The organism is uncultured Methylobacterium sp., from assembly GCF_964244095.1.
Lineage (GTDB): Bacteria > Pseudomonadota > Alphaproteobacteria > Rhizobiales > Beijerinckiaceae > Methylobacterium.
Genome location: NZ_CAXTHR010000063.1, coordinates 1 through 23,274 on the forward strand (window position 1 = coordinate 1; position 23,274 = coordinate 23,274).

23 protein-coding genes, 1 tRNA gene and 7 pseudogenes are annotated in these 23,274 nt (G+C 69.8%); 7 read left to right on the plus strand and 24 right to left on the minus strand.

Annotation, left to right across the window (positions count from 1 at the left end; genetic code table 11):
* Positions 1-140 (plus strand): annotated as a pseudogene (locus ACFE86_RS11580) (IS481 family transposase); the annotation flags it as partial.
* 122 nt (positions 141-262) lie between these two features.
* Here ACFE86_RS11580 and ACFE86_RS11585 read toward each other — a convergent pair.
* The 7 genes and pseudogenes from ACFE86_RS11585 to ACFE86_RS11615 all read right to left on the minus strand — a co-directional run bounded on the left by ACFE86_RS11585 (position 263) and on the right by ACFE86_RS11615 (position 5,795).
* Positions 263-1,045 (minus strand): creatininase family protein, encoded by a 783-nt coding sequence (locus ACFE86_RS11585; RefSeq protein ID WP_375455486.1) that lies wholly within the window; start codon positions 1,043-1,045, stop codon positions 263-265.
* A 248-nt stretch (positions 1,046-1,293) separates the two neighbouring features.
* Positions 1,294-1,818, minus strand: coding sequence for a protein phosphatase CheZ (locus ACFE86_RS11590; protein ID WP_375455487.1), 525 nt, complete (start codon positions 1,816-1,818; stop codon positions 1,294-1,296).
* Between the two features lie 41 nt (positions 1,819-1,859).
* Positions 1,860-2,243, minus strand: a complete 384-nt coding sequence (locus ACFE86_RS11595; protein WP_147729619.1) for a response regulator — start codon at positions 2,241-2,243, stop codon at positions 1,860-1,862.
* Between the two features lie 183 nt (positions 2,244-2,426).
* Positions 2,427-2,609: pseudogene (locus tag ACFE86_RS11600) on the minus strand (nucleotidyl transferase AbiEii/AbiGii toxin family protein); the annotation flags it as partial.
* A gap of 29 nt (positions 2,610-2,638) precedes the next feature.
* Complete coding sequence (locus tag ACFE86_RS11605; protein WP_375455488.1) at positions 2,639-3,589, minus strand: ornithine cyclodeaminase family protein; 951 nt, start codon at positions 3,587-3,589, stop codon at positions 2,639-2,641.
* A 17-nt stretch (positions 3,590-3,606) separates the two neighbouring features.
* A pseudogene (locus ACFE86_RS11610) lies at positions 3,607-3,792 on the minus strand (TIGR00366 family protein); the annotation flags it as partial.
* Complete coding sequence (locus tag ACFE86_RS11615; RefSeq protein WP_375455489.1) at positions 3,726-5,795, minus strand: molybdopterin-dependent oxidoreductase; 2,070 nt, start codon at positions 5,793-5,795, stop codon at positions 3,726-3,728. The gene ACFE86_RS11615 and the pseudogene ACFE86_RS11610, both read right to left, overlap by 67 nt.
* Before the next feature lie 3 nt (positions 5,796-5,798).
* On the opposite strand from ACFE86_RS11615, the gene ACFE86_RS11620 reads away from it, so the two are divergent.
* On the plus strand, positions 5,799-6,578 hold the full coding sequence (locus ACFE86_RS11620; RefSeq protein WP_375455490.1) for a GntR family transcriptional regulator: 780 nt from the start codon (positions 5,799-5,801) through the stop codon (positions 6,576-6,578).
* Positions 6,579-6,681: 103 nt separating this feature from the next.
* Here the strand turns inward: ACFE86_RS11620 and ACFE86_RS11625 are convergent, their stop codons facing one another.
* The gene (locus ACFE86_RS11625; RefSeq protein ID WP_375455491.1) at positions 6,682-7,143 is read right to left on the minus strand and encodes an Lrp/AsnC ligand binding domain-containing protein; all 462 of its coding nucleotides are present in this window, start codon (positions 7,141-7,143) and stop codon (positions 6,682-6,684) included.
* 147 nt (positions 7,144-7,290) lie between these two features.
* Between ACFE86_RS11625 and putA the strand changes: the two are divergent.
* Positions 7,291-10,987, plus strand: a pseudogene (gene putA, locus ACFE86_RS11630) (trifunctional transcriptional regulator/proline dehydrogenase/L-glutamate gamma-semialdehyde dehydrogenase).
* Positions 10,988-11,045: 58 nt separating this feature from the next.
* Here putA and ACFE86_RS11635 read toward each other — a convergent pair.
* From ACFE86_RS11635 to ACFE86_RS11665, 7 genes and pseudogenes are all read right to left on the minus strand, one after another.
* Positions 11,046-11,492: a hypothetical protein gene (locus ACFE86_RS11635; protein WP_375455492.1), complete on the minus strand. Its 447-nt coding sequence runs from the start codon at positions 11,490-11,492 to the stop codon at positions 11,046-11,048.
* A pseudogene (locus tag ACFE86_RS11640) lies at positions 11,473-12,136 on the minus strand (IS3 family transposase); the annotation flags it as partial. The gene ACFE86_RS11635 and the pseudogene ACFE86_RS11640, both read right to left, overlap by 20 nt.
* Before the next feature lie 104 nt (positions 12,137-12,240).
* Positions 12,241-12,695, minus strand: a pseudogene (locus tag ACFE86_RS11645) (transposase); the annotation flags it as partial.
* A 207-nt stretch (positions 12,696-12,902) separates the two neighbouring features.
* A complete protein-coding gene (locus ACFE86_RS11650) occupies positions 12,903-13,250 on the minus strand; it encodes a hypothetical protein (RefSeq protein ID WP_375455493.1) in 348 nt (115 codons plus the stop codon).
* Positions 13,251-13,437: 187 nt separating this feature from the next.
* Positions 13,438-13,770 carry a BrnA antitoxin family protein gene (locus ACFE86_RS11655; RefSeq protein WP_375455494.1) on the minus strand — a complete coding sequence of 111 codons (333 nt, stop codon included), beginning with the start codon at positions 13,768-13,770 and terminating at the stop codon, positions 13,438-13,440.
* Entirely contained in the window at positions 13,757-13,990 is a 234-nt protein-coding gene (locus tag ACFE86_RS11660) for a hypothetical protein (RefSeq protein WP_375455495.1), read from the minus strand. The genes ACFE86_RS11655 and ACFE86_RS11660 overlap by 14 nt, the downstream gene beginning before the upstream one ends.
* Positions 13,947-14,338: pseudogene (locus tag ACFE86_RS11665) on the minus strand (IS5 family transposase); the annotation flags it as partial. The gene ACFE86_RS11660 and the pseudogene ACFE86_RS11665, both read right to left, overlap by 44 nt.
* Positions 14,339-14,590: 252 nt before the next feature.
* Between ACFE86_RS11665 and ACFE86_RS11670 the strand changes: the two are divergent.
* The 3 genes from ACFE86_RS11670 to ACFE86_RS11680 all read left to right on the plus strand — a co-directional run bounded on the left by ACFE86_RS11670 (position 14,591) and on the right by ACFE86_RS11680 (position 15,614).
* On the plus strand, positions 14,591-14,869 hold the full coding sequence (locus ACFE86_RS11670) for a hypothetical protein (protein WP_375455496.1): 279 nt from the start codon (positions 14,591-14,593) through the stop codon (positions 14,867-14,869).
* Positions 14,870-15,090: 221 nt separating this feature from the next.
* A tRNA-Arg gene (locus tag ACFE86_RS11675) sits at positions 15,091-15,167 on the plus strand.
* Between the two features lie 180 nt (positions 15,168-15,347).
* Entirely contained in the window at positions 15,348-15,614 is a 267-nt protein-coding gene (locus ACFE86_RS11680; RefSeq protein ID WP_375455497.1) for a hypothetical protein, read from the plus strand.
* Positions 15,615-15,708: 94 nt separating this feature from the next.
* On the opposite strand, the gene phnN is transcribed toward ACFE86_RS11680, so the two are convergent.
* The 8 genes from phnN to phnG are packed head-to-tail and all read right to left on the minus strand — an operon-like array spanning position 15,709 to position 21,966.
* Entirely contained in the window at positions 15,709-16,251 is a 543-nt protein-coding gene (gene phnN / locus ACFE86_RS11685) for a phosphonate metabolism protein/1,5-bisphosphokinase (PRPP-forming) PhnN (protein WP_375455498.1), read from the minus strand.
* On the minus strand, positions 16,248-17,390 hold the full coding sequence (locus tag ACFE86_RS11690; RefSeq protein ID WP_375455499.1) for an alpha-D-ribose 1-methylphosphonate 5-triphosphate diphosphatase: 1,143 nt from the start codon (positions 17,388-17,390) through the stop codon (positions 16,248-16,250). Before ACFE86_RS11690 ends, phnN begins: the two co-directional genes overlap by 4 nt.
* Positions 17,391-17,407: 17 nt before the next feature.
* A complete protein-coding gene (phnL, locus tag ACFE86_RS11695) occupies positions 17,408-18,112 on the minus strand; it encodes a phosphonate C-P lyase system protein PhnL (protein WP_375455500.1) in 705 nt (234 codons plus the stop codon).
* Complete coding sequence (gene phnK / locus ACFE86_RS11700; protein WP_375455501.1) at positions 18,109-18,897, minus strand: phosphonate C-P lyase system protein PhnK; 789 nt, start codon at positions 18,895-18,897, stop codon at positions 18,109-18,111. The genes phnL and phnK overlap by 4 nt, the downstream gene beginning before the upstream one ends.
* Positions 18,894-19,775, minus strand: a complete 882-nt coding sequence (locus tag ACFE86_RS11705; protein WP_375455502.1) for an alpha-D-ribose 1-methylphosphonate 5-phosphate C-P-lyase PhnJ — start codon at positions 19,773-19,775, stop codon at positions 18,894-18,896. Before ACFE86_RS11705 ends, phnK begins: the two co-directional genes overlap by 4 nt.
* The gene (locus tag ACFE86_RS11710; RefSeq protein WP_375455503.1) at positions 19,772-20,884 is read right to left on the minus strand and encodes a carbon-phosphorus lyase complex subunit PhnI; all 1,113 of its coding nucleotides are present in this window, start codon (positions 20,882-20,884) and stop codon (positions 19,772-19,774) included. The genes ACFE86_RS11705 and ACFE86_RS11710 overlap by 4 nt, the downstream gene beginning before the upstream one ends.
* Before the next feature lie 3 nt (positions 20,885-20,887).
* Positions 20,888-21,487, minus strand: a complete 600-nt coding sequence (gene phnH / locus ACFE86_RS11715; protein WP_375455504.1) for a phosphonate C-P lyase system protein PhnH — start codon at positions 21,485-21,487, stop codon at positions 20,888-20,890.
* Complete coding sequence (gene phnG / locus ACFE86_RS11720) at positions 21,487-21,966, minus strand: phosphonate C-P lyase system protein PhnG (protein WP_375455505.1); 480 nt, start codon at positions 21,964-21,966, stop codon at positions 21,487-21,489. The genes phnH and phnG overlap by 1 nt, the downstream gene beginning before the upstream one ends.
* A 78-nt stretch (positions 21,967-22,044) precedes the next feature.
* On the opposite strand from phnG, the gene phnF reads away from it, so the two are divergent.
* Positions 22,045-22,806, plus strand: coding sequence for a phosphonate metabolism transcriptional regulator PhnF (gene phnF / locus ACFE86_RS11725; protein WP_375455506.1), 762 nt, complete (start codon positions 22,045-22,047; stop codon positions 22,804-22,806).
* 10 nt (positions 22,807-22,816) lie between these two features.
* Here phnF and ACFE86_RS11730 read toward each other — a convergent pair.
* Positions 22,817-23,274: PhnE/PtxC family ABC transporter permease (locus ACFE86_RS11730; protein WP_375455507.1), on the minus strand; the 458-nt coding region annotated here is incomplete at its 5' end.

Consider the following 23,274-nt stretch of genomic DNA (forward strand, 5'->3'; position numbering starts at 1 on the left):
TCGTGACGACTTACAACTTCGCCAAGCACCTCAAGGCACTGCGTTGGAAGACACCGTTCCAGACCATCTGTCAGGCCTGGACCAAAGATCCAGACCGGTTCAAGATCGACCCGAACCACCTCATCCCGGGACCATACACTTGGAGCATGTTCCATGATCCCTGGATCACTGAAAATGCTCTAAGTCTCTGTGTGGTTGCATTTTCTTCACGCGAGCCGGTATCCACCTCGCTGGAAAATGCTCCAAGGCAAAGCGGGCGGCATCAGCCGTCGAGCCGGAACCGCGCCACGTCCCGCAGCAACGCCACGAAGGCCCGGGCGCCGTGGTCGAGGGCGGCCTCGCCCGCCGCCGCGCTGCCGAGCCGCGCGTCGCCGGCCGCGCCGGACGGGTTGAGGTCGCCGGCCTTCCAGGCGAAGGCGGCCGGCCGCCCGGCGCGCAGATGCGTGAAGGTGGCGGCCATCGCGCGGGTGCGCGGGGGAAAGTCGGCGACGGCGTCCGCCCGCACGAGGTCGGGGCGCAGGGCCAGCATCAGCGCGGTCTCGATCCCGCCCGCATGGATGCCGTGGACGATCTCGTCCTGCGGGAACAGCCCGTCCGGATAGCCGAACCGGCTCCAGGCGGTGGTCACAGCGACCATCCCGAAGCGCGCGCGGAGCTCTCCCGCGACGAGGTCGATCAGCCCGCTGTTGCCGCCATGCGCGGTGACGATCACGAGCTTCCCGCAGCCGGCCCGGTGGATGCCGGCGCCGATCCCGGTCCAGGCGGCCAGCGCCGTCCCGGTGGTGAGCGAGAGGGTTCCGGGGAAGGCGTCGTGCTCGTCGGACTTGCCGACCGCCTGGACCGGAAGCACCAGCACGTCGAGGTCGTCCGGCACCAGCGCGCGGGCGCGGGCGAGGTAGCCCTCCATGATGATCGCGTCGGTGCCGAGCGGCAGGTGGGGGCCGTGCTGCTCGATCGCCGCGACCGGCAGGACCGCGACCGTCTCGGCCATGCGCAGCACGGCGAAGTCCCGCGTGGTCAGGTCGGACCAGAGCCGTGCCGCCATGTCCCGTTCGGTCCTTCTCGGGCCGGCGCGTGCGTCGGTTGACGCGATCGCACGCCGCCGCAGACTCATACCGATCGACGATGAGCCTTACGCATCGTCGATCGGCCCCCGCGACTGCGGGGCGGCGGTCGTCCGCCGGGTGCGACGATTCCGACCATCGGTCGGGATCATCGCCGACTTGTGCAAGTCTTACCCGAGGATGCGCGCGACCGTCGAGGCGCGGCCCGGTGTACGCGGCGCCCGTCCGCTCACGCGAACAGGGCGTCGATGTCGTCCTGGGCCGTGGCCGGGCCGTGGACCTGCGGGCCGTTGAGGAGCAGGCGCTCGGCGCGCTCGCGGCGTTCGGCCTCGGTCGGATCGTGGCCGGCGGCGTCCCGCGCCTTGACCGCGCTGGCGAAGCGCGCGAGCCGAAGCTCGAACTGCCGCAACGCCTCCACCACCTTGCCGATGCGCTGGCCGGTGATGTCCTGGAAGGCGCAGGCCTCGAAGATCGTGCCGACCGCCGCCTCGACGTTCGCGCGGTAGCCGGGACCGTCCGGCAGCGCCAGCATCGCTTCGGCGGCCTCCATGATGGTGTTGGTCGCACCCGCCGTCGCCGAGAGCACGCTGCCGAGCTCCTCGTGCGCCATGGGGATGCGGTCGTGCGTCAGCTCGTTGGCCCTCAGCGCCGCGATCTCGCGGCGCAGGTGGCTGATGTAGTCGGCGATCTCGACGAGTTCGGAGACCATCGCCGCCGGATCGCTCATGGCGGCGGGCTTTCGCAGCGATCCCATCAGCGTCATCCCCCCGCCTCGAACCGGCCCGCTTCCGCGTCTCAGGCGCCGCAGACCGCTTCGATCTTGCTCTTCAGGGTGGCGGCGTTGAACGGCTTGACGATGTAGTTGTTCACGCCTGCCTTCTTGGCGGCGATGACGTTCTCGGTCTTCGATTCGGCGGTCACCATGATGAACGGCGTGGTGCGCAACCCCTCGTCGGCGCGGACGTGCCGGAGCAGCTCGTAGCCGGTCATCGGCTCCATGTTCCAGTCCGAGATCACGAGCCCGTACTTGCGCCCTTTGAGCCGGGCGAGCGCCGCGGTGCCGTCGGAGGCGTCGTCGACCTCCTCGAAGCCGAGTTGCTTCAGCAGGTTGCGGATGATGCGGACCATCGTCTGGTAGTCGTCGACGACCAGGATCGGCATGCTGAGGTCGAGGGCCATGGACAACCTGCTCCACTGTCTCCGAAACGCCGGCTCGGTCGTCGGGTTCGGCACGCAATCGGTGGGAGGCGCCGATCCGCTGCGGCGCCCTACGAACCCGACATTACGCCGGACCGGATTGCGAACCGGTTAACCGCGCGGCCGAAACCGATCCCGGCCGGCCGCCGGACCGGTATCGCTCAGGCATGCGTCTCGGATCGCGTTGAGCTTGGCCCTGCGCTCCATGTTCGACAGTGCTTCGAGCTTCTCGACCGAAGCTGCCTCATCGAGATCGTCACGAAAGACCGTCACGTCGATGTCTTCGGAGAATCGCTGAATCAGACCGTAGGCTTTAGACAGCGACGTGCCTCCCTTGAAATTGTGCGGATCGCCAAGCCTCCGCATCGAGACGGATGTCAGCGCAGAAGCAGCTCTGCGGCGACCAGATCCTCAAGGGCGGCGCCGACCGACTTGAACACTGTCGTCTCCTGATCGTTACCACGTCCGGCCCGACGCCCGGCGCAAAGGTCGTGCAGGTCGCCGCAGAGACGATCTGCCGACCACGTGCCCGCCGCAATCGCCTGCGTTAGGTCGCCAGCCTCCTTGAGTGCCGCGGCCTTGGTGTCGACGTAGACCCGGCTCGCGCCGATCAGCGCACCGTCGCTCTCGCGCATCTCCGGCGTGAAGGCGCCGACGAGATCGATGTGGGTGCCGGGCCGGACGTGGCGCCCGAACACCAGCGGTTCCGTCGAGACGGTGGCGCAGCTCACGATGTCGGCCTGCGCCACGGCATCCGCGAGATCCGGCACCGGCTCCGCCGCGAGGCCGGCGTCGCGCAGCCGGGATGTCAGCGCCGTGGCTCGGTCGATGGACCGGCCCCAGACCAGGGCGCGGCGGATCGGCCGCACCGCGGCGTGGCCCATGGCGAGGGCGGGGGCGAGATGGCCGGTGCCGACGAGGGTCAGGACGCGGCTGTCGGACCGGGACAGGTAGGTCGAGGCGAGCGCCGAGGTTGCCGCCGTCCTGCGGTTGGTGAGCGCCTCGCCGTCGATCAGGGCCCGGGGAACGCCCGTGGCCCCGTTGAATAGGACGTAGGTGGCTTGGACGGCACCGAGGTCGTGCACGGCATTGCGCGGGAACACGTTCACGAGCTTGACGCCCAGCGCGTCGCCTCGGCGCCAGGCGGGCATCGTCAGCAGCCGGCCCGGCGCCTCCGGCGTACCGACGTCGTAGGCCATGCGTACGGGGGCCTCGACCTCCGCCGCCGCGAAGGCTTCGCGAAGGGCGGCGATCAGCACCGGATAGTCCAGGCCGGCATGGACGGCGTCCCGATCGAAGAAGCGGATCATCGCGGGCTCCGTCGTCATGGTACCTCGTTCGCGGTTCAGGGCATGATCGGCGGCTGATAGGTGAACGTCGTCATCAGGATCGCGGCCAGCAGCAGCATCACGGGCAAATGCACGAAAAACTGCACCGCCGTGTAGCCGATCAGGTCCCGCGACTTCAGCCCCAGCACGCCCAGCAGCGGCAGCATCCAGAACGGGTTGATGAAGTTCGGCAGGCGCTGTGCACGTACCAGCCCGTCTTGGCCGTGGACATCACCAGCGGCAGGCCGGCCGCGGGCGCGCCCCGGAGACCCACGGGCTCGACATGGCCCGCGAGCGGGGCATGGCCGTGCGCGAGGAGCTGTTCGGAATAGAGCGCGACCCGCCGCGTCGGCGTCGGGAAGCCCGCCACCGACCCGTCGGCGCGCCGGTCCGCATACTTACGCGTGCCGTGCGGCTGCTCGACCCGGATGCCCTCCGGGCGGGCGCGCAGGTCGGCGACGGTCAGGCCCACCGGCGCGAGCTGGTGGTTCCAGCCCGCCTCCACGGAGCCGCCGAAGAAGGCCTCGGCATGTCCGAGGCGGCAGGCGAGGTCGAAGGCGATGGCGTAGTCCGCGCGGGTCTCGGCCAGGGGCGGCACCATGCGCTGGCGCAACTGCACCAGCTCGACCGCCCTTTGCGTGATCTCGAAGCCGACCTTCAGTGCTTCCCGCTCCCACGGCAGGCTCGCGGGGAGGACGATGTCGGCGTTCTCCGCCGTCGGATTCATGAACATGTCGACATGGACGTGGACGTCGAGCGATTCCAAAGCGGCGCGGTTGCGCTCCGAGCCGCCCTGCGAGACCACGAAGTTGGTCCCGAAACTCATCAGGCCGCGCACCCGATAGGGGACGCCTTCAAGCGCCGCACGGGCGAAGTCGCGCGCGGTGATCCAGCCCCGGCTCAGCGGCCCGAGGGGGAGTTCGTCGAGGCCGAGCGCCTTGCGCTGCTGCTCGGGTGCCAGCAGCGCGTAATCGTTCACGAGCCGGGTCGGCGGTGCGGTCGTCCAGAGGTTGCCGCCCGCGCGGTCCACCGCGCCGGTCAGCGCATAGAGCGTCGCGATGGCGCGCTCCGTGGCCGTGGCGTTGGTGTGCTGACCGACGCCGGTCCAAGTGTGATAGGCGAGCCGCGGCGCCCCTGCGAACAAGGCGTTGAACCGATCGATCGCGGCGCGATCGAGCTGCGTGATCGCGGCCACGTGCGCGCGGTCGTAAGGGGCGGCCTCCCGCGCCAGCAAGTGCAGGACGCTGGCGCAGGATCGGACCCGGCCGCTTGCATCGACGAGGTCGACCTGCGCGTCGAGTCGCACGGCCTCTCCGGGGATGGGAGGGCGGCCGGTGTCGCGGAGCCGCGGGATACCCGACGCGTCGAGGACAACGAAGCGCTCGCCGTCCTGGTCGGGCCACAAGGCGTCCGCCCGCAGCAGCCGGCCGCTGCCCCGATCGACGAGGAACGCTGCGTCGGTCCAGTCGCGCACGAAGGCTTCGTCGTAGCACCGTTCGGTCAGGAGATGCCGGATCGCGCCCATCGCCAGGGCTCCGTCCGCGCCGGGCCGGATCGGCAGCCATAGGTCCGCAGTCTCCCCGGAGCCGCCGCGCTTCGGATCGACCACCCCCACCAGGGCGCCTCGTCGGCGCGCCTCGGCGATGCGCGTCGCCTGGGCGAGCCATGTACGGGTCGGGTCGTGGCCCCAGAGCACGATGGTGTCGGCGGCCTCGTAGTCGGGCACACCGATCCCGCGGCCGAAGGTCAGGGCATGGGCGTAATCCTTGTGCCAGCCGCAGATTTCGACACCGTAGATCAGGTTCGGGCTGCCGAAGCAGCGGACGAGGCGCTCCACCCACTCGAAGCTGTCGACCATCGGTGTGCCGCTCGGCGTGGTGACGGCGAACGCGACCGTCTCGGCCCCGTATCGTGCCCGCAGGTCGCCGAGGCGCCCGGCGACTGCACGCAACGCCTCGTCCCAGCCGATCTCGACCCAACCGGGATCCGGGTCGCCGCGTGGACGCGTGCGTCGGAGCGGCCTCGTCAGCCGCCGCGGGCTACCGAGAAGTTCCGGCGCCGCTCGGCCCTTCGCACAGAGCGCGGCGCCGGTTGGGTGGGCAGGGTTAGGGGCCGCGGCAACGAGGCGACCGTCGACCACGCTGTTGAGCGAGCCGCATCGCGACCGGCACAGGGTGCAGTAGCCCTCTTTGACGTCGGCGGCCATGGTATGAGTCTTGGTAGAGCGTCACGCACTACTACAATTCCCAGCATCGTTCAGCCGCGTCGGGAAAAGGGTTACAAGATCTGCGGGAGGAAACGTCACGTGCTGGACCAGATGGATCGGACCGCGCCGCCATCCACGGACGCGAACCTGCGCGAGCGCGTCGAGCGCCAGTTACACCTCGACATCCTGTCGGGCGCGATCGGACCGGGAACGGTGTTCTCCGTACCGGCGCTCTCACGCGCGCTCGGCATCTCGACGACGCCGGTCCGCGAGGCCCTGCTGCGGTTAACGGCGGATGGCCTGCTGCAGCCGATCCGCAACCGCGGCTTCCGCGTCGTCGATCCGACTCTCGACGAATTGCGCGATCTGTTCGAGGTCCGCGTCCAACTGGAAGCGACCGCCTTCGTCAAGCTCGTGCAGGCGGGCGCCAGCGAAGCGGCAGAACTGACGTCCCGGGCGGACGACATCGCGCGGGCGGTCGAGAGTGGCGACGTGGCAGGCTACCTTGCGGCGGATCGCGCCTTCCATGCCGAGCTCCTGACACGGGCCGGCAATCCGATCCTGACCCAGATCGTGCTGAAGCTTCGCGACAAGATGCGTCTCTACGGCATCCAGTCCGTCGCGGGGCGTGCCCGGCAGGTGGAGTCGGTGGCCGAGCACTACCGCATCGTCGATTGCGTCCTCGGGCGCATCGAGACCGATCCGGCCCTGCTGATGACGCGCCACATCATGGCATGGGAGCCGGTCTTCACCGAGGCCGTGACGCAGCGGCGTGCGCCGTAGGCCAACGCCGCATGCCCCGGCCCGGCTGGATCATCGAGGGCCGGACCCGAACGCAGGCCGCGGATGCTCTCGGCAGGCTCTGGCCCGACGCCGAGGATGCGGCTCATACCGGGAGTGGACCGTCGCTCTTGACCTCTTCCATGACGGCGTAGGTCCGCGTCTCCTTCACGCCGGGCAGATCCACCATGACGTCCCCGAGGAAACGACGATACGCCGCCATGTCCTTCACCCGCACCTTGAGCAGGTAATCGAACCCCCCGGCAACCATGTGGCATTCGAGGATCTGCGGGGTGCGTTGCACCTCCCTGGAGAACCGGTCGAAGACGCTCGCCGTGGTCTTGTCGAGCATGACCTCAATGAAGACGAGCAGCCCGAGATCGAGCTTATCTGGATTTAGTCGCGCCGCGTAGCCCGCGATGTAGCCGTCGCGGGTGAGGCGCTTCAGCCGCTCACCCGTGGCCGTGGGAGAGAGACGGAGTTGCTCTGCCAGATCCACCGTGGAGATGCGTCCATCACGCTGCACGGTCGCGAGAATCCTGGCATCGAGCGAGTCGATGGTGTTCACTATCGGAGCCCGCTTCTCTAGAGAATACCTCTATCATATGGCCAAAATCGGGGATTCTAAAGCGGTCATTCGAACGCTACGTCTCGTTTGTCGAGGGCGATCCGCGTGGTTCGCGCCCGCTCAAGTCGCGATGGTCGAGGGTCTTTCATGCCCGTGCCAGCCTTGAACGATCCGGACCGCGACGGGAATGCTCCAACGTTTTCCGCCTTCCGCGCGCACCTCCCCCGGCTATCGCCGCTCCGGTCCGCGATCGTCGCGGGCTATCGCAGGCCGGAGGCAGAATGCCTCGCCCCACTGCTAGAGCTGGCCGAGCTTCCGGCGGCGCAGGCTGCGCGCGCCTCGGCGACCGCGCGGCGGCTGGTGGAGACCCTGCGCGGCAAGGCCCGCGGCGGCGGGGTGGAAGGCTTGATCCACGAGTATTCGCTTTCGAGCCAGGAAGGCGTCGCGCTGATGTGCCTCGCCGAGGCGCTCCTGCGCATTCCGGACGACGCGACGCGCGACGATCTCATTCGAGATAAGATCTCAACCGGGGATTGGCGCGCCCATGTCGGGCGCAGTCCGTCGCTCTTCGTCAACGCGGCGACCTGGGGACTGGTGGTCACCGGGCGGCTCACCACGACGACAAGCGAATTCGGCCTTTCGTCCGCGTTGACGCGCCTCATCGGGCGCGGCGGCGAGCCGCTCATCCGCAAGGGCACGGATCTCGCCATGCGGATGATGGGCGAGCAGTTCGTCACGGGGCAGACGATCGCCGGAGCACTCTCGCACAGCCGGAGGATGGAACGCCGCGGCTTCCGCTATTCCTACGACATGCTCGGCGAAGCCGCGACGACCGCCGGGGACGCAAGGCGGTACCTTGCGTCGTATGAGGACGCCATCCACGCGATCGGCAGGGCGTCGGCGGGCAAGGGCCTCTACGACGGTGCCGGGATCTCGATCAAGCTGTCCGCCCTCCATCCGCGCTACGTGCGGGCCAAGCGCGATCGCGTCCTCGCCGAACTCGTGCCCCGGGTGAAGGCCCTCGCCGGAGCGGCGAAGGGGTACGACATCGGCCTGAACATCGACGCCGAGGAGGCGGACCGCCTCGACCTGTCCCTGGACATCTCGAAACCCTCGCGACCGATCCAGACCTCGCCGGATGGAACGGCCTCGGCTTCGTCATCCAGGCCTACGGAAATCGCTGCACGGCCCTGATCGACTATCTCGTGGACCTGGGGCGTCGATCCGGGCGACGTCTGATGGTGCGCCTCGTCAAGGGGGCCTACTGGAACACGGAGATCAAGCGCGCCCAGGTCGACGGCTTGGCGGATTTCCCGGTCTTCACGCGAAAGGTCCACACGGACGTTTCGTACCTGGCCTGCGCGCGCAAGTTCCTGGCCGCCCCGGATGCGGTGTTCCCGCAATTCGCGATGCACAACGCCCAGACGCTCGCCGCCATCGTCGAGATGGCCGGCTCGAACTTCTATAGCGGGCAATACGAGTTCCAGTGGCTGCACGGGATGGGCGAGCCGCTCTACGAAGCCGTCGTCGGGTCGGGCAAGCTCGACCGGCCCTGCCGGATCTATGCGCCGGTCGGCACGCACGAGACGCTGCTGGCCTACCTCGTGCGCCGCCTGTTGGAGAACGGCGCGAACTCGTCGTTCGTCCATCGCATCGCCGACGAGACCATATCGATCGAGGAACTGATCGCCGACCCGGTGGCGACCGTTCGCGCCATGGCCGCCCCCGGCGCGCCGCACGGGAAGATCGCCTCGCCCCGCGCGATCTACGGAAACGGGCGTGCCAACGCCTCCGGGCTGGACCTCAGCGACGAATCCGTGCTGGCCGCCCTGGCGAACGATCTCGTCGTCAGCGAGCGCATCGTCTGGACCGCCGTTCCCTCCGGGCGGGACGCCGGTTCGACCGAGGAATGCGTCCGCAACCCGGCGGATCGCGACGATGTCGTCGGTCGCGTCCTCTCGGCGGACCCCGCCGACATCGACACGGCCGTGGCGATGGCTGCCACGGCCGCCCCCGCCTGGGCCGCCACGCCGGCCGATATCCGTGCCGCAGCGCTGCGCCGGGCGGCCGACGCCTTCGAGCGGCGGATGCCGGTCCTTCTCGGCCTGATCGTCCGCGAGGCGGGCAAGTCGCTCCCGAACGCCATCGCCGAGATCCGGGAGGCGGTGGACTTCCTGCGCTACTACGCGGGCGAGGCCGAGCGCACCCTCTCGGTGGATGTCCATGAGCCGCTCGGGCCGATCGTGTGCATCTCGCCCTGGAATTTCCCGCTGGCGATCTTCACCGGCCAGGTCGCCGCCGCGCTGGCCGCCGGAAACCCGGTGCTGGCCAAGCCCGCCGAGGAAACGCCCCTGGTCGCGGCGGAGGCGGTGCGCCTCCTCATGGAGGCCGGGATCCCGGACACCGTCCTGCAGATCCTGCCCGGCGCCGGCGAGGTCGGCGCCGCCCTGGTGGCGGATGCGCGCGTCCAGGGGGTGATGTTCACCGGTTCGACCGCCGTGGCGCGCCTGATCCAGCGCCGTCTGGCGGATCGCCTCACGGTGACCGGCCGGCCGGTGCCGCTGATCGCCGAGACGGGCGGGCAGAATGCGCTCGTCGTCGACTCGTCGGCGCTCGCCGAGCAGGTCGTCGGCGACGTGCTGGCCTCCGCGTTCGATTCCGCCGGCCAGCGCTGCTCGGCCCTTCGGATTCTATGTCTCCAGGAAGACGTGGCGGACCGCACCATAGCGATGCTGAAGGGGGCCTTCGACGAGTTGGAAGTCGGCGACACCCGCAGGTTCTCGGTCGATGTCGGACAGGTGATCTCGGCGGAGGCCGCCGGGACGATCGAGCGCCATGTCACGACGATGCGGGCGCGGGGGCACCGGATCCATCGCTTGCCGCTCGGGCCGGGCACCGCGAAGGGCACCTTCGTCGCGCCGACGATCATCGAGATCGCCCGCATCGCGGATGTCGAGACCGAGATCTTCGGCCCCGTCCTCCACGTCGTCCGGTACGCGCGCGAGAAGCTCGACGCGCTGGTCGACGCCATCAACGCCACGGGCTACGGCCTGACCTTCGGAGTCCACACCCGCATCGACGAGACGATCGCCCGCGTCGTGAGCCGCATCGAGGCCGGCAACGTCTACGTGAACCGTAACATCATCGGCGCGGTAGTCGGCCTGCAGCCGTTCGGCGGTTCGGGGCTGTCGGGAACGGGTCCGAAGGCCGGCGGGCCACTCTACCTCGGGCGCCTGCTCCGGACCCCGCCGCCCTCCACGGCCTCGCGCGGGCGGAGACCGGCCTCGGTCCCGCCCGCGTCTACATCGACTGGCTGCGACGGACCGGGCACCACCGGGAAGCCGAGCGTGTGCTCGCTTGTCTCACGCGCTGCGTACTCGATGCCGAGGTCGAACTTTCGGGGCCTGTCGGCGAACGCAACGTCTATGCGTTGCGCCCCCGCGGGCGGGTCGTCGCCGTCGCGGCGAGCGCCCATGGGCTTCTGATCCAGCTGGGCGCGATCCTGGCAACGGGGAACACGGCGCTGGTCGAGGGCGACAGCGTTCTGCTGCCGGCCATCTCAGACCTGCCCGTCGAGGTCGCGGCCCGGATGGCGATCATCGACAGCCTCGAGCAGGCCGGGACCCTCCGTGCGGTGTTGTTCGAGGGCACCATCGACGACCTTCGCGTGCTGAACCGCGCGATCGTCGACCGGCCCGGAGCGATCGTGCCGATCTACGCCCTGACGCCGGACGAGATCCGGATGGGCCTGGATTACGAACTCACGGGCCTGCTCGAAGAGTGCTCGGTCTCGGTCAACACGGCCGCAGCCGGCGGCAATGCGAGCCTGATGTCCATTGGGTGAGATTTGGGGCCGTTCCCTGATCGGGGGCGGACCGTTTCGCGCTATGGCGCCGTGGCCGTCAGTCTAGCCGAATGGAGCCAGTCGTGTGGTCGCAATCGAGCCTTGGCCTCGGGACGATCCGTAGCAGTGATAACGCTCCGGGCAGGGCCCTGTCGGCCGGGTCGGCTGAGCGGCTGATCTCTTCGGCAAACGCAAGATAGCGGGTCCGGATGTTGCCCTGCCGCTCCCGGATCCGCGTCTCCCAAGGCCGTTCGGCCGCCTCCCGGGACTGCGCCCGCGCCACCTCCTCGCGCGCCTGGCGCTCCACCCGGGGCTGCTCGCCGCGTTGCTTGATGGCCCGGACCTTTCCCCAATCGGCCTTTCGCACCTTGCCCCTGGTGCGCCGCGGGGTCGCCTCCGCTGCGACCCCGCGCGACCGAAGCTCCTGCGCGAACTGCTCGCGCCAGTGGCGCAGGCCGGCTTTGCGCGGATTGAGCCGGCGACCATCATAACCCGCCGCGCGCACGGTCAGGTGGACATGCGCAGGCGTGCGGTCGAATGCTGTTGTCGTGCCTCCGCCACTGCTCGATCACGACGCCGGCCTCCTTGAGCGTGTAGAACACCTCGCCGTTGAGGAGTTCGTCTCGCAGCTTAGCCTTGAAGCTCTCGCAATAGCCGTTTTTCCACGGGCTGCCTTGGCTCGATGTAGACGGTGTTCGAGCCGGCCGCTGCGATCCAGTTCTGAACAGCTTTGGCGATGAACTCCGGCCCATTGTCCAAGCGGATATGACCCGGCACACCGCGAAGACTGAACAGACCCGAGAGCACATCGATCACGTCGCGTGCCTTCAGCTTGCGGGATACGCGGATCGCCAAGCACTCGCGTGTGAACGCGTCGATGACGTTCAGCATCCGGTACTTGCGACCGTTGTGCGTGCGGTGCTCGACGAAGTCGTAGGACCAGACGTGGCCAGGGCGCTCGGGCCGCGAGCGCAGGCACGAGCCGTCGCCGAGCCAAAGGCGCGCCCGTTTCGGCTGACGAGCGGGAACCTTGATCCCTTCACGTTGCCAGATCCGTTCGACCCGCTTCACATTCACCGTCCAGCCGTCACGCCGGAGCAAGGCCATGATCCGACGGTAGCCGTAGCGGCCATACTGCAGAGCTAGAGCATTTTCCAGCGAGGTGGATGCCGGCTCGCGTGAAGAAAATGCGACCACACAAAGATTTAGAGCATTTTCCCGTGATCCGGGGATCATGGAAAATGCTCCAGGGCGACGATGGCGGCCGTCAGGGCGACCTCATCTTCGCGCAGCACGGCGCACTTGCGCTGGGTTGAACGGTGCTGGCCCAGCACACGGCAGGCAAAGCGTTCCGATACGCCATGCTCGGCAACGACGTATTCGACACAAGCCCGGCGGCGAGCCGGGCTCAGAAGTTTTGCTGGCGCTGCCCTTCGGGTCCCGAGGCGGCTTCCTTCAGGATCAGCTTCTCCAACGTCAGATCCGAGATCGCTCGGCGAAGCCGAAGGTTCTCCGTCTCCAATGACTTCAGCCGCTCGACCTGATCCCCCTTCAAGCCACCAGACTCGGATCGCCAGCGGTAATACGTGACCTCCGTCACTTCAATCGACCGGATTGCTTCGGCAAACTTCCGTCCTTGTGAGACCAAGACATCAACCTGCCACAGATTGGCAACGATCTCTTCAGCCGTATGCTTCTTCCGTCCCATGAAACCATCCTCTACATGGCTCAAAGCCATACCTCAAGGAGGACCACTTTTCAGGGAGCAGGCCAGTATCGAAGCGTCGCAGAGAATGGGTCGAGATAGAAATGTATGAGCTCGGTATCGGCCTGCTTGACCGCTCAAGGCGCTTCAGCGCGACCTCATCCTCGCTGCTGCCGAAGTCGATGCCCTGCCCGCCGCCAGCATCCTGCGTCAGATCGCGGAACTGGAGAACGCCATCGCGGTAGTGGAGGTGGTCGCTGACGAAGACAGGAGGCGCAAGCCCGAGCAATAGGCGTCGTTGCTCAGGGCGACGTGGGCCAGTTCACCGGGCAGCAAGAAAGCTACGGGACCGCAACGATCCAGCATCCTCGAAGCCCTGCACGCGATGTCAGGGCCGCACTGTTCGACCCACGCCGGAGCATACTCCGCCGTAATCCGCTTTCTCGCCTGATCCGTCACATCGCCCCTCGTGATCGCCTCGTGGATCTCCCGAGCGGCGGCGACCACCCTGGCAAAGGCAGACTGATCCTCCGGTGAGGCCGAGCGGATGCGGGCCACCGTCCCACGGTTCCTCCCGTTCCGCCTGACCCATCGGTCGAAGGCCACGTCGGCGGGCGCGCCGCTGCGACGGGCGTTCCGCCTCCACCTGCGCATGGTGTTGCGCGAAGGCGCTCCAGCGAGGAGCAGCCACGCGAACGGGAGGTCGATCAGGGCGCCGACCTGGACGGCGGTCACGCGAGCCCCGCTAGGCCGGTCGGCGGCGCTTCGTGGTCTCGGCCACCGCCGCGGCCAGCGCCTCGTTCATCCGGGTCTGCCAGCCGGGGCCATCGGCCTTGAAGGCGGCCAGCACGTTGGGATCGACCCGCAGCGAGATCGGGACGCGCCGGACCTCGGCCTTCGGGCGACCGCCTCGGTTGACGAGGGCGGCGTAGAGCGCGGGCCGCAGGACCTCGGCGGCGGGCCGCAACTCGGCGATCTCCGCGTCTGTCAGTTCGGGGTTGTCGCACACCTCGTCCCAGTCCTCCTGGGAGTAGTCGGGGTTCGGCACGTAGCCGGGGGCGTGGTCAGGCTTCGGCATAGGCGGCCCTCTCCTTGGCGCTGGCGGGGCGGCCGCTCACCACATCACACGCCTCCGTCCCGAGCGGCGAGATGACGACGGCGACGATGGTCTCGCTGAACCACGTCCCGACGAGCAGGAACCGCTCGCGCCCGGTGCGGCTCGGTCTGGTCGGACGGTCCGCCAATTCGTCCAGCGCCGCCTCGATCTCGCCGAGCCGGTCGTCGACCGCCTCCGGCATCTCGTCGTCGTACTCGTGCGCAGCGACGAGCCGCTCCTGCTCGGCGGTGAGCGCGCACGACCGTCGAGTCGATCATCGCGTGTTCGTTGTCGGTCTCTGCGCAGAGGTGCCGGAACACCCGCTCCCAGACGCCAGACTGCGCCCAGCGGCTGAAGCGGCGCTGCACCTTGACCTCATCCCCGAAGCGCTCGGGCAGGTCGCGCCAAGCGACGCCGGCCCGGTAGCGGTACACGACCCCTCGACGAAAAGACGGTTGTCCTTGGCCGTCACGCCAACTGAACCGAGGCGACCGGAAAGCAGATCCCGAATCCGATCCCACTGATCGTCGCGAAGGGCGTAGCGGCGCATCGGTCAGCTCCAAGTCGCTGACCGCTTGAACCAAAATCCCGCCCCAAGCGGAAGTCCCGAAATGACGACACGCCCTAGCCGGGTGCTTGCCGAAACTGCCACCGTTGCCTCTGCCGAAGCGGGCGGTGGCCGGGCCGAAGCGGAAACAGAGTCCAGATCAGCTTGAAATGCTCTTGCCATTCGTGGGGCAGGGTATGATGACGCCCCAGGGCGCCGCGATCGACCCCCGGTTCATGCAGATCGCATAGGTAAGTGAAGACGGCACACAAAGCGGCGAACGGCTTCATAGCCCCCTTCCCTGGTGATGCCGACTTCACCATCGTTGAACACGGGAAGCGGGGAAAGGAAACGACGCACAGAGCAACCGGCGTATTCATACATGGCGACAGTATGGCCGGAATATACATGAATTACGCCGGCATCAGTTCGGCATGGTCTACGTTCGAGTTGCCGAACGACCCTGACTTGTTGCGCGAGGTGGCCGCAGCGATCGAACTCATGGCGGACGACATAGAAACCCCGCGGCGCTGAAAGCTAAGCCGCTTGTGGCGTTTGCGCCAGAATACCGCAAAATCGACCCTCGTGCATCAAACCGAAAAATCCTCAGCCGCGTTTCCGCACAGTCTGCATCAGATTTGGTATGCCCCTGTCTTCGGAGATCTCGCCGAGATTCCGTCGAGCGAGACCCGCTGCGACCCGTCATCCAAGCGTTGCACCCTGCTGCCGCATCGGCTAGGAAATTCCTGCGGCCTGCACCCGTAGCTCAGCTGGATAGAGCGTTGCCCTCCGAAGGCAAAGGTCACACGTTCGAATCGTGTCGGGTGCGCCATCTCCTTACTTTTGCGTGTCAATCTCCTTTAAGATGTTGAAAGGCAACGTGAATTTCGCGTTCGAAAACCTATCGCCGCGGCGATAGGGAATGCGCTCGGCGAAGGCCAGACGAAGCACGAGGCGGCGCATCGCAAAGTCGCCGAAAGCCCTTATATTTCAAGGGTTTGCGAGGAACACCATGGCGCGTTCGAACAAATCTTCGAAGGCGTGCCGCGGGCGGGTGCCGGCTTCGATCTTCTCGGCCATGACAAGCTTCCGGTTTTCCAGCGCCGCGATCTTAACCCTCATAGGCTGCGATAACGGCCGGGCTCTCAGTCTCGACGATCCGTTCCATCAGCTTGTCGATCGCTTCGCGCTCGCGGCAATGATCGATTCCGCCTGCGCCGTCCGTTGCTCCCACGCGTTCTTGAACATCGCCCGGACGAGCGCGAACATGTCGCGCTGAAGGGAGAAGGTTTTTTGGTGATCCGCGAAATTTCTCGGTGCGATCGGGCAACCTATTGGTCAACCTCGACGGGACGGGAGGCCATTCGCCGTCCTCAGCGAGCCTGCTCGCGAAGACAGGCGATGAACCGCTCGACTGCGCGGGTGGGTTCGCCGTCGTTGCGGATGGTGTCGTCGGCGAGGATCGGGGCCGCGCGCGCGAGGCGGGCGGCGAGGTCGCCGTCCTGCGCCCGGCCGCGGGCCGCGAGGCGCCGGGCGAGGACCTCCGGCGCGGCCGTCACCGCCACCACGTGGACGTGCGGAAGGCGGCGGCGCGCCGCCTCGACCACGCGGCGGGAGACGTTGCAGACGACGACGTGGCCGCGCTCGGCCGACGGCACGGCCTCGGCGGGAATCGCGTAGCCCAGTCCGTGGGCGCGCCAGCTCAGGGCGAAGGCGCCCGCGGCCGCGCCCTGGTCGAAGGCCGCCTGCGCGATCTCGACGTTGTCCTCGTGCGCCGACGGCGGCCGTGTCACGAGCCGGCGCGGGAAGACGAAGCGCGGATCGTCGGCGAGCGCCGTCCGGGCGTGCCCGATCAGCATGTCCTTGCCCGCCCCGCTCGGGCCGACCACGAGGACGAAGCCGCCGCGGACCCTCACGCCACCCGCTCGCCGGCGCGCCAGACCTCGCGCACGACCGGGATGCCCTGCGCGATCCGCACGCGGACGAGGTCGGCGCGCAGGCCCGCCGCGATCCGGCCGCGGTCGTCGAGGCCCGTCGCCCGGGCGGGGTTGGCCGTCACGGTGGCCACCGCCGCGGGCAGGCTGAAGCCCGGCACCTGCTCGGGCAGCCGGAAGGCCGCCATCAGCAGGCTCGCGGGCACGTAATCCGAGGACAGGATGCTGAGCAGGCCCGCCTCCGCGAGATCCTGCGCCGCGACGTTGCCGGAATGCGAGCCGCCGCGGATGAGGTTGGGCGCTCCCATCATCACCGTGATGCCGGCCTCGTGCGAGGCCTGGGCCGCCTCGCGCGTCGTCGGGAACTCGGCGAGCGCCACGGATTCCGCGCAGGACATCGCGACGTCGTCGAGCGTGGTGTCGTCGTGGCTCGCCAGCGGGATGTTCCGTTCGCGCGCCAATGCGACCAGGGCCGGACGGTTGACCGCGTTCATCGCGGCGCCGTCGCGGATCTTGCGCGCCGTGCCGGCCTTGATCGCCGCGATCGGCCGGCCGCCGCGTCCGGCATACTGGTAGTATTTCGACACGTCCCGGAACTGACGCTGCCCGGGGGTGTGGTCCATCAGCGAGATCAGCCCGACCGGGAACCGGGCGGCGAAGGCGCGGACGGTGTCGACGACGTCGGCCGACGGGGTCTCACAGCGCAGATGGGTGCGGTGCTCCGCCCGGAACAGGCCCGAACCCCGCGCGTCCGCGATCGCCTGCGCCAGCGCACCGAGTTCGGAGCCAAGCCCGCTTCCGTCCGGGTCGGTTCCCGCGCGCAGGGAATCGAACACGGTGGTGATGCCCGAGGCCGCGATCTGCGCATCGTAGGCGAGCACGGCCCCGAGCGGATGCCAGCGCACGCCCGGGCGCGGGGCGTAGTGGCTCTCGAGATGGTCGGTGTGCAGCTCGACGAGGCCGGGGATCAGGGTGTCGCCGGACAGGTCGAGGCCGCGTTCCGGGGCGCAGCCCTCGCCGACCTCGGCGATGCGCCCGTCGACCACCGCGAGCCAGCCGGCCGCCACCCGGTCCGGCAGCACGAGGCGCGCGTTCTCGATGATCGCGACCCGACCCGCCATCGTCCCGCCTCCCCCGCTCATGCCGCCGCCCCGCCGTGGAAGGCCGCCACGTCGACCGCCCGGGTCGCCACCGCCGCGCGCAGGTCGGCGTCGTGGAAGATGCCGAGAATCCCGGCGCCCGCCGCCCGCTTCTCGTGGATCAGCTCCACCACGACGGCGCGGTTGCGGGCGTCGAGGGAGGCCGTGGGCTCGTCGAGCAGCAGGAGCGGGCGCTCCGCGATCAGGCCGCGGGCGATGTTGACCCGCTGCTGCTCGCCGCCCGAGAAGGTCGCGGGCGGCAGGTCCCACAGGCGCTCGGGCAGGGCGAGGCGGGTCAGGAGGTCGGCGGCCCGGCTTCGCGCCGCCCCGGGGGCGAGACCGCCCTCGACGCCCGCCGCCGCGACGATCGCGCGGGCGCCGACGCGGGGGATCACGCGCAGGAACTGCGAGACGTAGCCGACCACGTGCCGGCGCAGGCTCAGGATCTCGCGCGGCGCGGCGCGGGCGACGTCGACGACGCGGGCGCCGTCCCGCACCCGGATCGCGCCGCGCTCGCAGCGGTAGTTGCCGTAGGCCATCTTCAGGAGCGACGACTTGCCCGAACCCGAGGCGCCGCCGAGCACGACGCACTCGCCCGGATGCACGGCAAGGCCCGCGCCTGCGATCACCGGCAGCACCGCGCCGCCGCGCAGGTGCAGGGTGAAGCTCTTGCCGACATTCTCGAAGACGATCAGCGGGGTCATGCGGCGAGCACCGAGGAGACGAGGAGCTGGGTGTAGGCGGCCTGCGGGTCGTCGAGGACCTGGTCGGTCAGCCCGGTCTCGATCACCCGGCCGTGGCGCATCACGAGGATGCGGTGCGACAGCAGGCGCGCCACGGCAAGATCATGCGTGACGATGACGACGGCGAGCCCGAGTTCGGCGACCAGGCCCCGGACCATGTCGAGCAGGCGCGCCTGCACCGAGACGTCGAGCCCCGAGGTCGGCTCGTCCATCAGCACGAGGCGGGGGCCGGTCACGAGGTTGCGGGCGATCTGCAGGCGCTGGCGCATGCCGCCGGAGAAGCGCGTCGGCGGGTCGTCGATCCGGTCGGGCGCGATCTCGACGCGGCCGAGCCAGTCGAGCGCGGTGGCGCGGATGCGGCCATAATGGCGCTCACCGATCCCCATCAGGCGCTCGCCGACGTTGCCGCCGGCCGAGACCGCCATGCGCAGGCCCTGCGCCGCGTCCTGGCGCACGAAGCCCCAGTCGGTGCGCATCAGCGCGCGGCGCTCGGGCTCGCTCAAGGTCGCGAGGTCGCGGCTGGCGCCGTCGCGCATCCGGTAGGCGACGGAGCCGGCATCGAGCGCCGTCTCGCCGGCGATCCCCGCGAGCAGCGTCGACTTGCCGGAGCCGGATTCGCCCACCACCGCCAGTACCTCGCCCGCGTCGAGGTCGAAGCTGACGGCTTCGCAGGCGGCGCGCGCGCCGTAGCGCTTGGTCAGGCCGCGGACCGAGAGCAGGGGTTCGACGCGCCGGGGATCGCTCATGCCGCCCGATCTCCTGCCGCCCGGTCTCCGACGAACCCCTCCGCCCGCCGGTTCTCGCAATGGTCGGTGTCCGAGCACACGAACATCCGCCCGCCGGCATCGTCGAGGACGACCTCGTCGAGATAGACGTCGTCCGCGCCGCAGAGCGCGCAGGGGCGCTCGAAGCTCTGCACCCGGAACGGGTGGTCCTCGAAATCGAGGCTGCGCACGCGGGTGTAGGGCGGCACGGCGTAGATGCGCTTCTCGCGCCCCGCCCCGAAGAGCTGGAGCGCCGGGCAGTCGTCCATCTTCGGGTTGTCGAACTTCGGGATCGGCGACGGGTCCATGACGTAGCGGCCCGCGACCTCGACCGGGTAGGCGTAGGTGGTGGCGATGTGGCCGTGGCGGGCGATGTCCTCGTAGAGCTTGACGTGCATCAGGCCGTACTCGGACAGCGCGTGCAGGTGCCGCGTCTCGGTCTCGCGCGGTTCGAGGAAGCGCAGGGGCTCCGGGATCGGCACCTGGTACACGAGGATCTGGCCCTCGGCGAGCGGTGCCTCCGGGATGCGGTGGCGGGTCTGGATCACGCTGGCCTCGACCGTCCGCGTCGTCGTGGCGACCCCGGCGGTGGCCGAGAAGAAGCGGCGGATCGAGACCGCGTTGGTGGTGTCGTCGGCGCCCTGGTCGATGACCTTGAGCACGTCGAGGCGCCCGAGGATCGCGGCGGTGACCTGCACCCCACCGGTGCCCCAGCCATAGGGCATCGGCATCTCGCGCGCGGCGAACGGCACCTGATAGCCGGGGATCGCGATCGCCTTGAGGATGGCGCGGCGGATCATCCGCTTGGTGGCCTCGTCGAGATAGGCGAAGTTGTAGCCGGTCGCGGCCTCGGCGTTCATTCGGCGGCCTCCCGCATCGCGTCCGCGGGCGCGACGCGCCGCGCCGCGTGCTCGGCGCGCAGGCGCCGCACCAGGTCCAGCTCGGCCTGGAAGTCGACGTGGTGCGGCAGCTTGAGGTGCTCGACGAAGCCCGTCGCCTGGAGGCTGTCGCAATGGGCGAGCACGAATTCCTGGTCCTGGGCCGGGGCGACGACCGCCTCGCCGAGTTCGCTCGCCCGCAACGCGCGGTCGACCAGCGCCATCGCCATCGCCTTGCGCTCGCCCTGGCCGAAGACGAGGCCGTAGCCGCGGGTGAACTGGGGCGGGACCTCGGCGCTACCGTGGAACTGGTTGAGCATCTGGCACTCGGTCAGCGCCACCGACCCCAGTTCCACCGGAAAACCGAGTTCCTCGGGGACGAAGTCCAGCGCCACCGTGCCGAAGCGGACCTCGCCGACGAACGGGTGGGTGCGGCCGTAGCCGCGCTGCGTCGCGTAGGCGAGCCCCAGCACGAAGCCCTCGTCGCCCCGGGCCAGCGCCTGGAGCCGCACCGCGCGGTCGGCGGGGTAGTCCACCGGCTCGCGGGTGAGGTCGCCGACGGCTGCGCCCGCGTCGGGGGGCGACGGCTCCACCAGCCCGGCCTCGCCGAGCAGGTCCATCACCCGCGGACAGGCACCGGCATCCGGGCCGGGCTCGGCTTCCGCGGGCGCCGCGGGGCTTGCGCCCTCGGCCAGGGAGAAATCGATCAGGCGGTGGGTGTAGTCGAAGGTCGGCCCGAGCACCTGCCCGCCGGGCAGGTCCTTGAAGGTGGCCGAGATTCTTCGCGACGTCGTCATGGCGCCGGTCTCGACCGGCTCGGTCGCGCCGAAGCGCGGCAGCGTCGTGCGGTAGGCGCGCACCAGGAACACCGCCTCGACCACGTCGCCGCGGGCCTGCTTCAGGGCGAGTGCGGCCAAGTCGGGATCGTAGAGCGAGCCCTCGGTCATCACCCGGTCGACGAGCAGGCGCATCTGCTCGCGGATCTGCGCCACGGCGAGGTCGGGCACGTCCGGGTCGCCGCGGCGCGCCGCTGCGAGCAGGCGGTGGGCGTTGTCGATGGCGGCCTCGCCGCCCTTCACCGCGACATACATGGCTCAGGCTTCCTCGGGCACGAGAGCCTGCGCCGAGCGCGGCAGGCCGGCGACGCGACCGGGCGCGGTCAGCACGAGATCGACGCCACGCGGGAAGGCGGCATGGTTGGCCTGAAGGCGCTCGGGCCAGTCCGGCGGCAGTGGCGCCGCGTCGAGCTGCGCACGCCCGCGGATGCCGGGTCCCGCGAAGCCGAGGCCGCGCCCTTCCGACAGCCGGGCGAGCGCGAGGATCAGGGTCGCCGAAGTGTCGGGATAGGCGGGTGTCCCTTGCGCGAACGCGGCAAACGGCGGGCAGGCGCCCGGATCGGCGATCAGGGCGAAGGCGGCCTCGGCCGGGTTTGCGACGATCGGCGCGCCGGCATGGAAGCGCAGGAACGCGGACACCGCCGCGCACCCGGCGAGGGACGGGTCGAGCCAGATCGGCGTGTCGGCGTCGGCCAGCGTCAGCGCGAGGGCGGCGAGTTCCGGCGTGAGCGGGGCCGGGGGCGCCAGACCGCAGGCGAGCCGTCGCACGAGGCCGGGCCGCGCGAGCGCATCCATCACCGTGCGGAACACGGCCTGCGCGTCGTGGACGGGATCGGCAAATCCGCGGGCGAGCGCCATCAATCCTCCCCCCGCGCCAGGGTGAAGAAGGTCACCCGCGTCGCGGCGGTCTTTCGCGCGGCTGCGGTCGCGTCCCGTGCGCGCCGCGCGGCGATCGTGGCGAGCGCCGCCTCCACCGCCGCGCGCCGGTCGGCACGTTGCCAGTGGGCGTCGAGGATCGCGGCGAGCCGCGCCTTCGGGCGGTCGCGGCCGAGATGGTAGGCGAAGCCGGTCTCGCCGCTCGGCAGCCGCACGGCCGCGCGCGTCACCGTCGCCTCGCCGACGTTGAAGGCGCGGCCGTCGCCGCCGATGCGGCCCCGCGCCATCACGAGGCCGGTCTCCGGGGCGCGCAGGTCCTCGGCGTCCGCCGCCAGTCCCGCGGCGGCGAGGGCGGTCTGCAATTCGCCCGACGTGGCTGCGCCGGACAGCGCCATCGCGGCGCGCCGGGCCTCGACCCCTGGCGTCACGGCCCCGGGTGCTGTTTGGCTGACGCTCGGCATCACGCTGCTGAAGCCTCCGTAATCGTCTATATGTATAGACAACACGGCAAATGAACGCAAGGGCGATTCCGATCCGTCATGGCTGAGGCGCGCGACATCCCGGTGACGGCCCTGCCGGTGACGGCCCTGCGGCGCGGCGAAGGCCTGGCCGCGTGGCGGCAGATCGCCGACGCCCTGGCGGACGCCGTCGGACGGGGCGAGCATCCCGCCGGCAGCCAGCTTCCGACGGAGGCCGCGCTGGCGGCGCGGTTCGGCGTGAACCGCCACACCGTGCGCCGGGCGCTCGCCGCGCTGGCCGAGCGCGGGCTGGTGCGCGCGACGCAGGGGCGCGGCACCTTCGTCGAGCAGGGCCCGATCGCCTACCCGATCGGGCCGCGCACCCGCTTCTCCGAGATCGTCTCGCGGGCGGGCCGCCAGGCCTGGGGCGACCTGACGGCGGCGGCGACGGTGCCGGCCGAGGCCGAGGCCGCGCAGGCCCTCGGCATCGCCGCGGGCGATGCCGTGCTCGAGATGCTGACCCTGCACCGGGCGGACGGCACCCCGATCTCGGCGGCGCGGATCAGCCTGCCGCTGCCGCGCTTTGCCGGGTTCGACGCCGCCTACGCGCGCTCCGGCTCGATCACCCGCGCCTTCGCGGCGTTCGGGATCGCGGACTACACCCGCCTGTCGACGCGGATCGGCGTGCGGCCCGCCACCGCCGAGGAGGCGGCCCGCCTCGACGTCGCGCCGGGCCGGACGCTGCTCGCGGTGTCGAGCGTCAACGTCGATCCCGGCGGCCGACGGATCATGGCGGGCACCACCCTGTTCGTCGCCGACCGGGTCGAACTTGTGGTGGAATAGGCGCGGGCCGCTACCGCGCCGCGCCGCCGATCAGCGCCCGGCGCAGGCGGCCGGACACGGCATCGATCGCCGCGACGGTGGCGAGGATCATCAGGACGAGGAAGGCGACCTGCTGCAGTTCGAGCACCCGGATCAGTTCGGTGAGGTACTGGCCGATGCCGCCCGCGCCGACGATGCCGATGATCGTCGCCGAGCGCGTGTTCGATTCAAAGAAGTACAGCACCTGGCTGCCCAGCACCGGCAGGACGGCGGGGACGAGGCCGAAGCGGATGCGGTGGAGCGGGCCGCCGCCGGACGCCGTCACGCCCTCGCCGGCCTTGCGGTCGACGGTCTCGACGGCTTCCGAGAACAGCTTGCCGAGCGCGCCGGCATCGGCGCAGGCGATGGCGAGCGCGCCGGCGAAGGGCCCGAGCCCGACGACGTTGATCCAGATCAGCGCCCAGATCAGCACGTCGACGGAGCGGATCA

Excerpts from the sequence above, each read along its gene's own strand:
- phnF (WP_375455506.1), top strand. The coding sequence starts at position 22,045 with ATGGCTGAGGCGCGCGACATCCCGGTGACGGCCCTGCCGGTGACGGCC.
- ACFE86_RS11710 (WP_375455503.1), bottom strand. The coding sequence starts at position 20,884 with ATGTATGTCGCGGTGAAGGGCGGCGAGGCCGCCATCGACAACGCCCAC.
- phnH (WP_375455504.1), bottom strand. The coding sequence starts at position 21,487 with ATGGCGCTCGCCCGCGGATTTGCCGATCCCGTCCACGACGCGCAGGCC.
- ACFE86_RS11595 (WP_147729619.1), bottom strand. The coding sequence starts at position 2,243 with ATGGCCCTCGACCTCAGCATGCCGATCCTGGTCGTCGACGACTACCAG.
- phnG (WP_375455505.1), bottom strand. The coding sequence starts at position 21,966 with ATGCCGAGCGTCAGCCAAACAGCACCCGGGGCCGTGACGCCAGGGGTC.
- ACFE86_RS11590 (WP_375455487.1), bottom strand. The coding sequence starts at position 1,818 with ATGGGATCGCTGCGAAAGCCCGCCGCCATGAGCGATCCGGCGGCGATG.
- phnL (WP_375455500.1), bottom strand. The coding sequence starts at position 18,112 with ATGACCCCGCTGATCGTCTTCGAGAATGTCGGCAAGAGCTTCACCCTG.
- ACFE86_RS11605 (WP_375455488.1), bottom strand. The coding sequence starts at position 3,589 with ATGACGACGGAGCCCGCGATGATCCGCTTCTTCGATCGGGACGCCGTC.
- ACFE86_RS11615 (WP_375455489.1), bottom strand. The coding sequence starts at position 5,795 with ATGGCCGCCGACGTCAAAGAGGGCTACTGCACCCTGTGCCGGTCGCGA.
- phnK (WP_375455501.1), bottom strand. The coding sequence starts at position 18,897 with ATGAGCGATCCCCGGCGCGTCGAACCCCTGCTCTCGGTCCGCGGCCTG.
- ACFE86_RS11655 (WP_375455494.1), bottom strand. The coding sequence starts at position 13,770 with ATGCCGAAGCCTGACCACGCCCCCGGCTACGTGCCGAACCCCGACTAC.
- ACFE86_RS11660 (WP_375455495.1), bottom strand. The coding sequence starts at position 13,990 with ATGCCGGAGGCGGTCGACGACCGGCTCGGCGAGATCGAGGCGGCGCTG.
- ACFE86_RS11690 (WP_375455499.1), bottom strand. The coding sequence starts at position 17,390 with ATGGCGGGTCGGGTCGCGATCATCGAGAACGCGCGCCTCGTGCTGCCG.
- ACFE86_RS11620 (WP_375455490.1), top strand. The coding sequence starts at position 5,799 with ATGAGTCTTGGTAGAGCGTCACGCACTACTACAATTCCCAGCATCGTT.
- ACFE86_RS11680 (WP_375455497.1), top strand. The coding sequence starts at position 15,348 with ATGGCGCGTTCGAACAAATCTTCGAAGGCGTGCCGCGGGCGGGTGCCG.
- ACFE86_RS11705 (WP_375455502.1), bottom strand. The coding sequence starts at position 19,775 with ATGAACGCCGAGGCCGCGACCGGCTACAACTTCGCCTATCTCGACGAG.
- ACFE86_RS11585 (WP_375455486.1), bottom strand. The coding sequence starts at position 1,045 with ATGGCGGCACGGCTCTGGTCCGACCTGACCACGCGGGACTTCGCCGTG.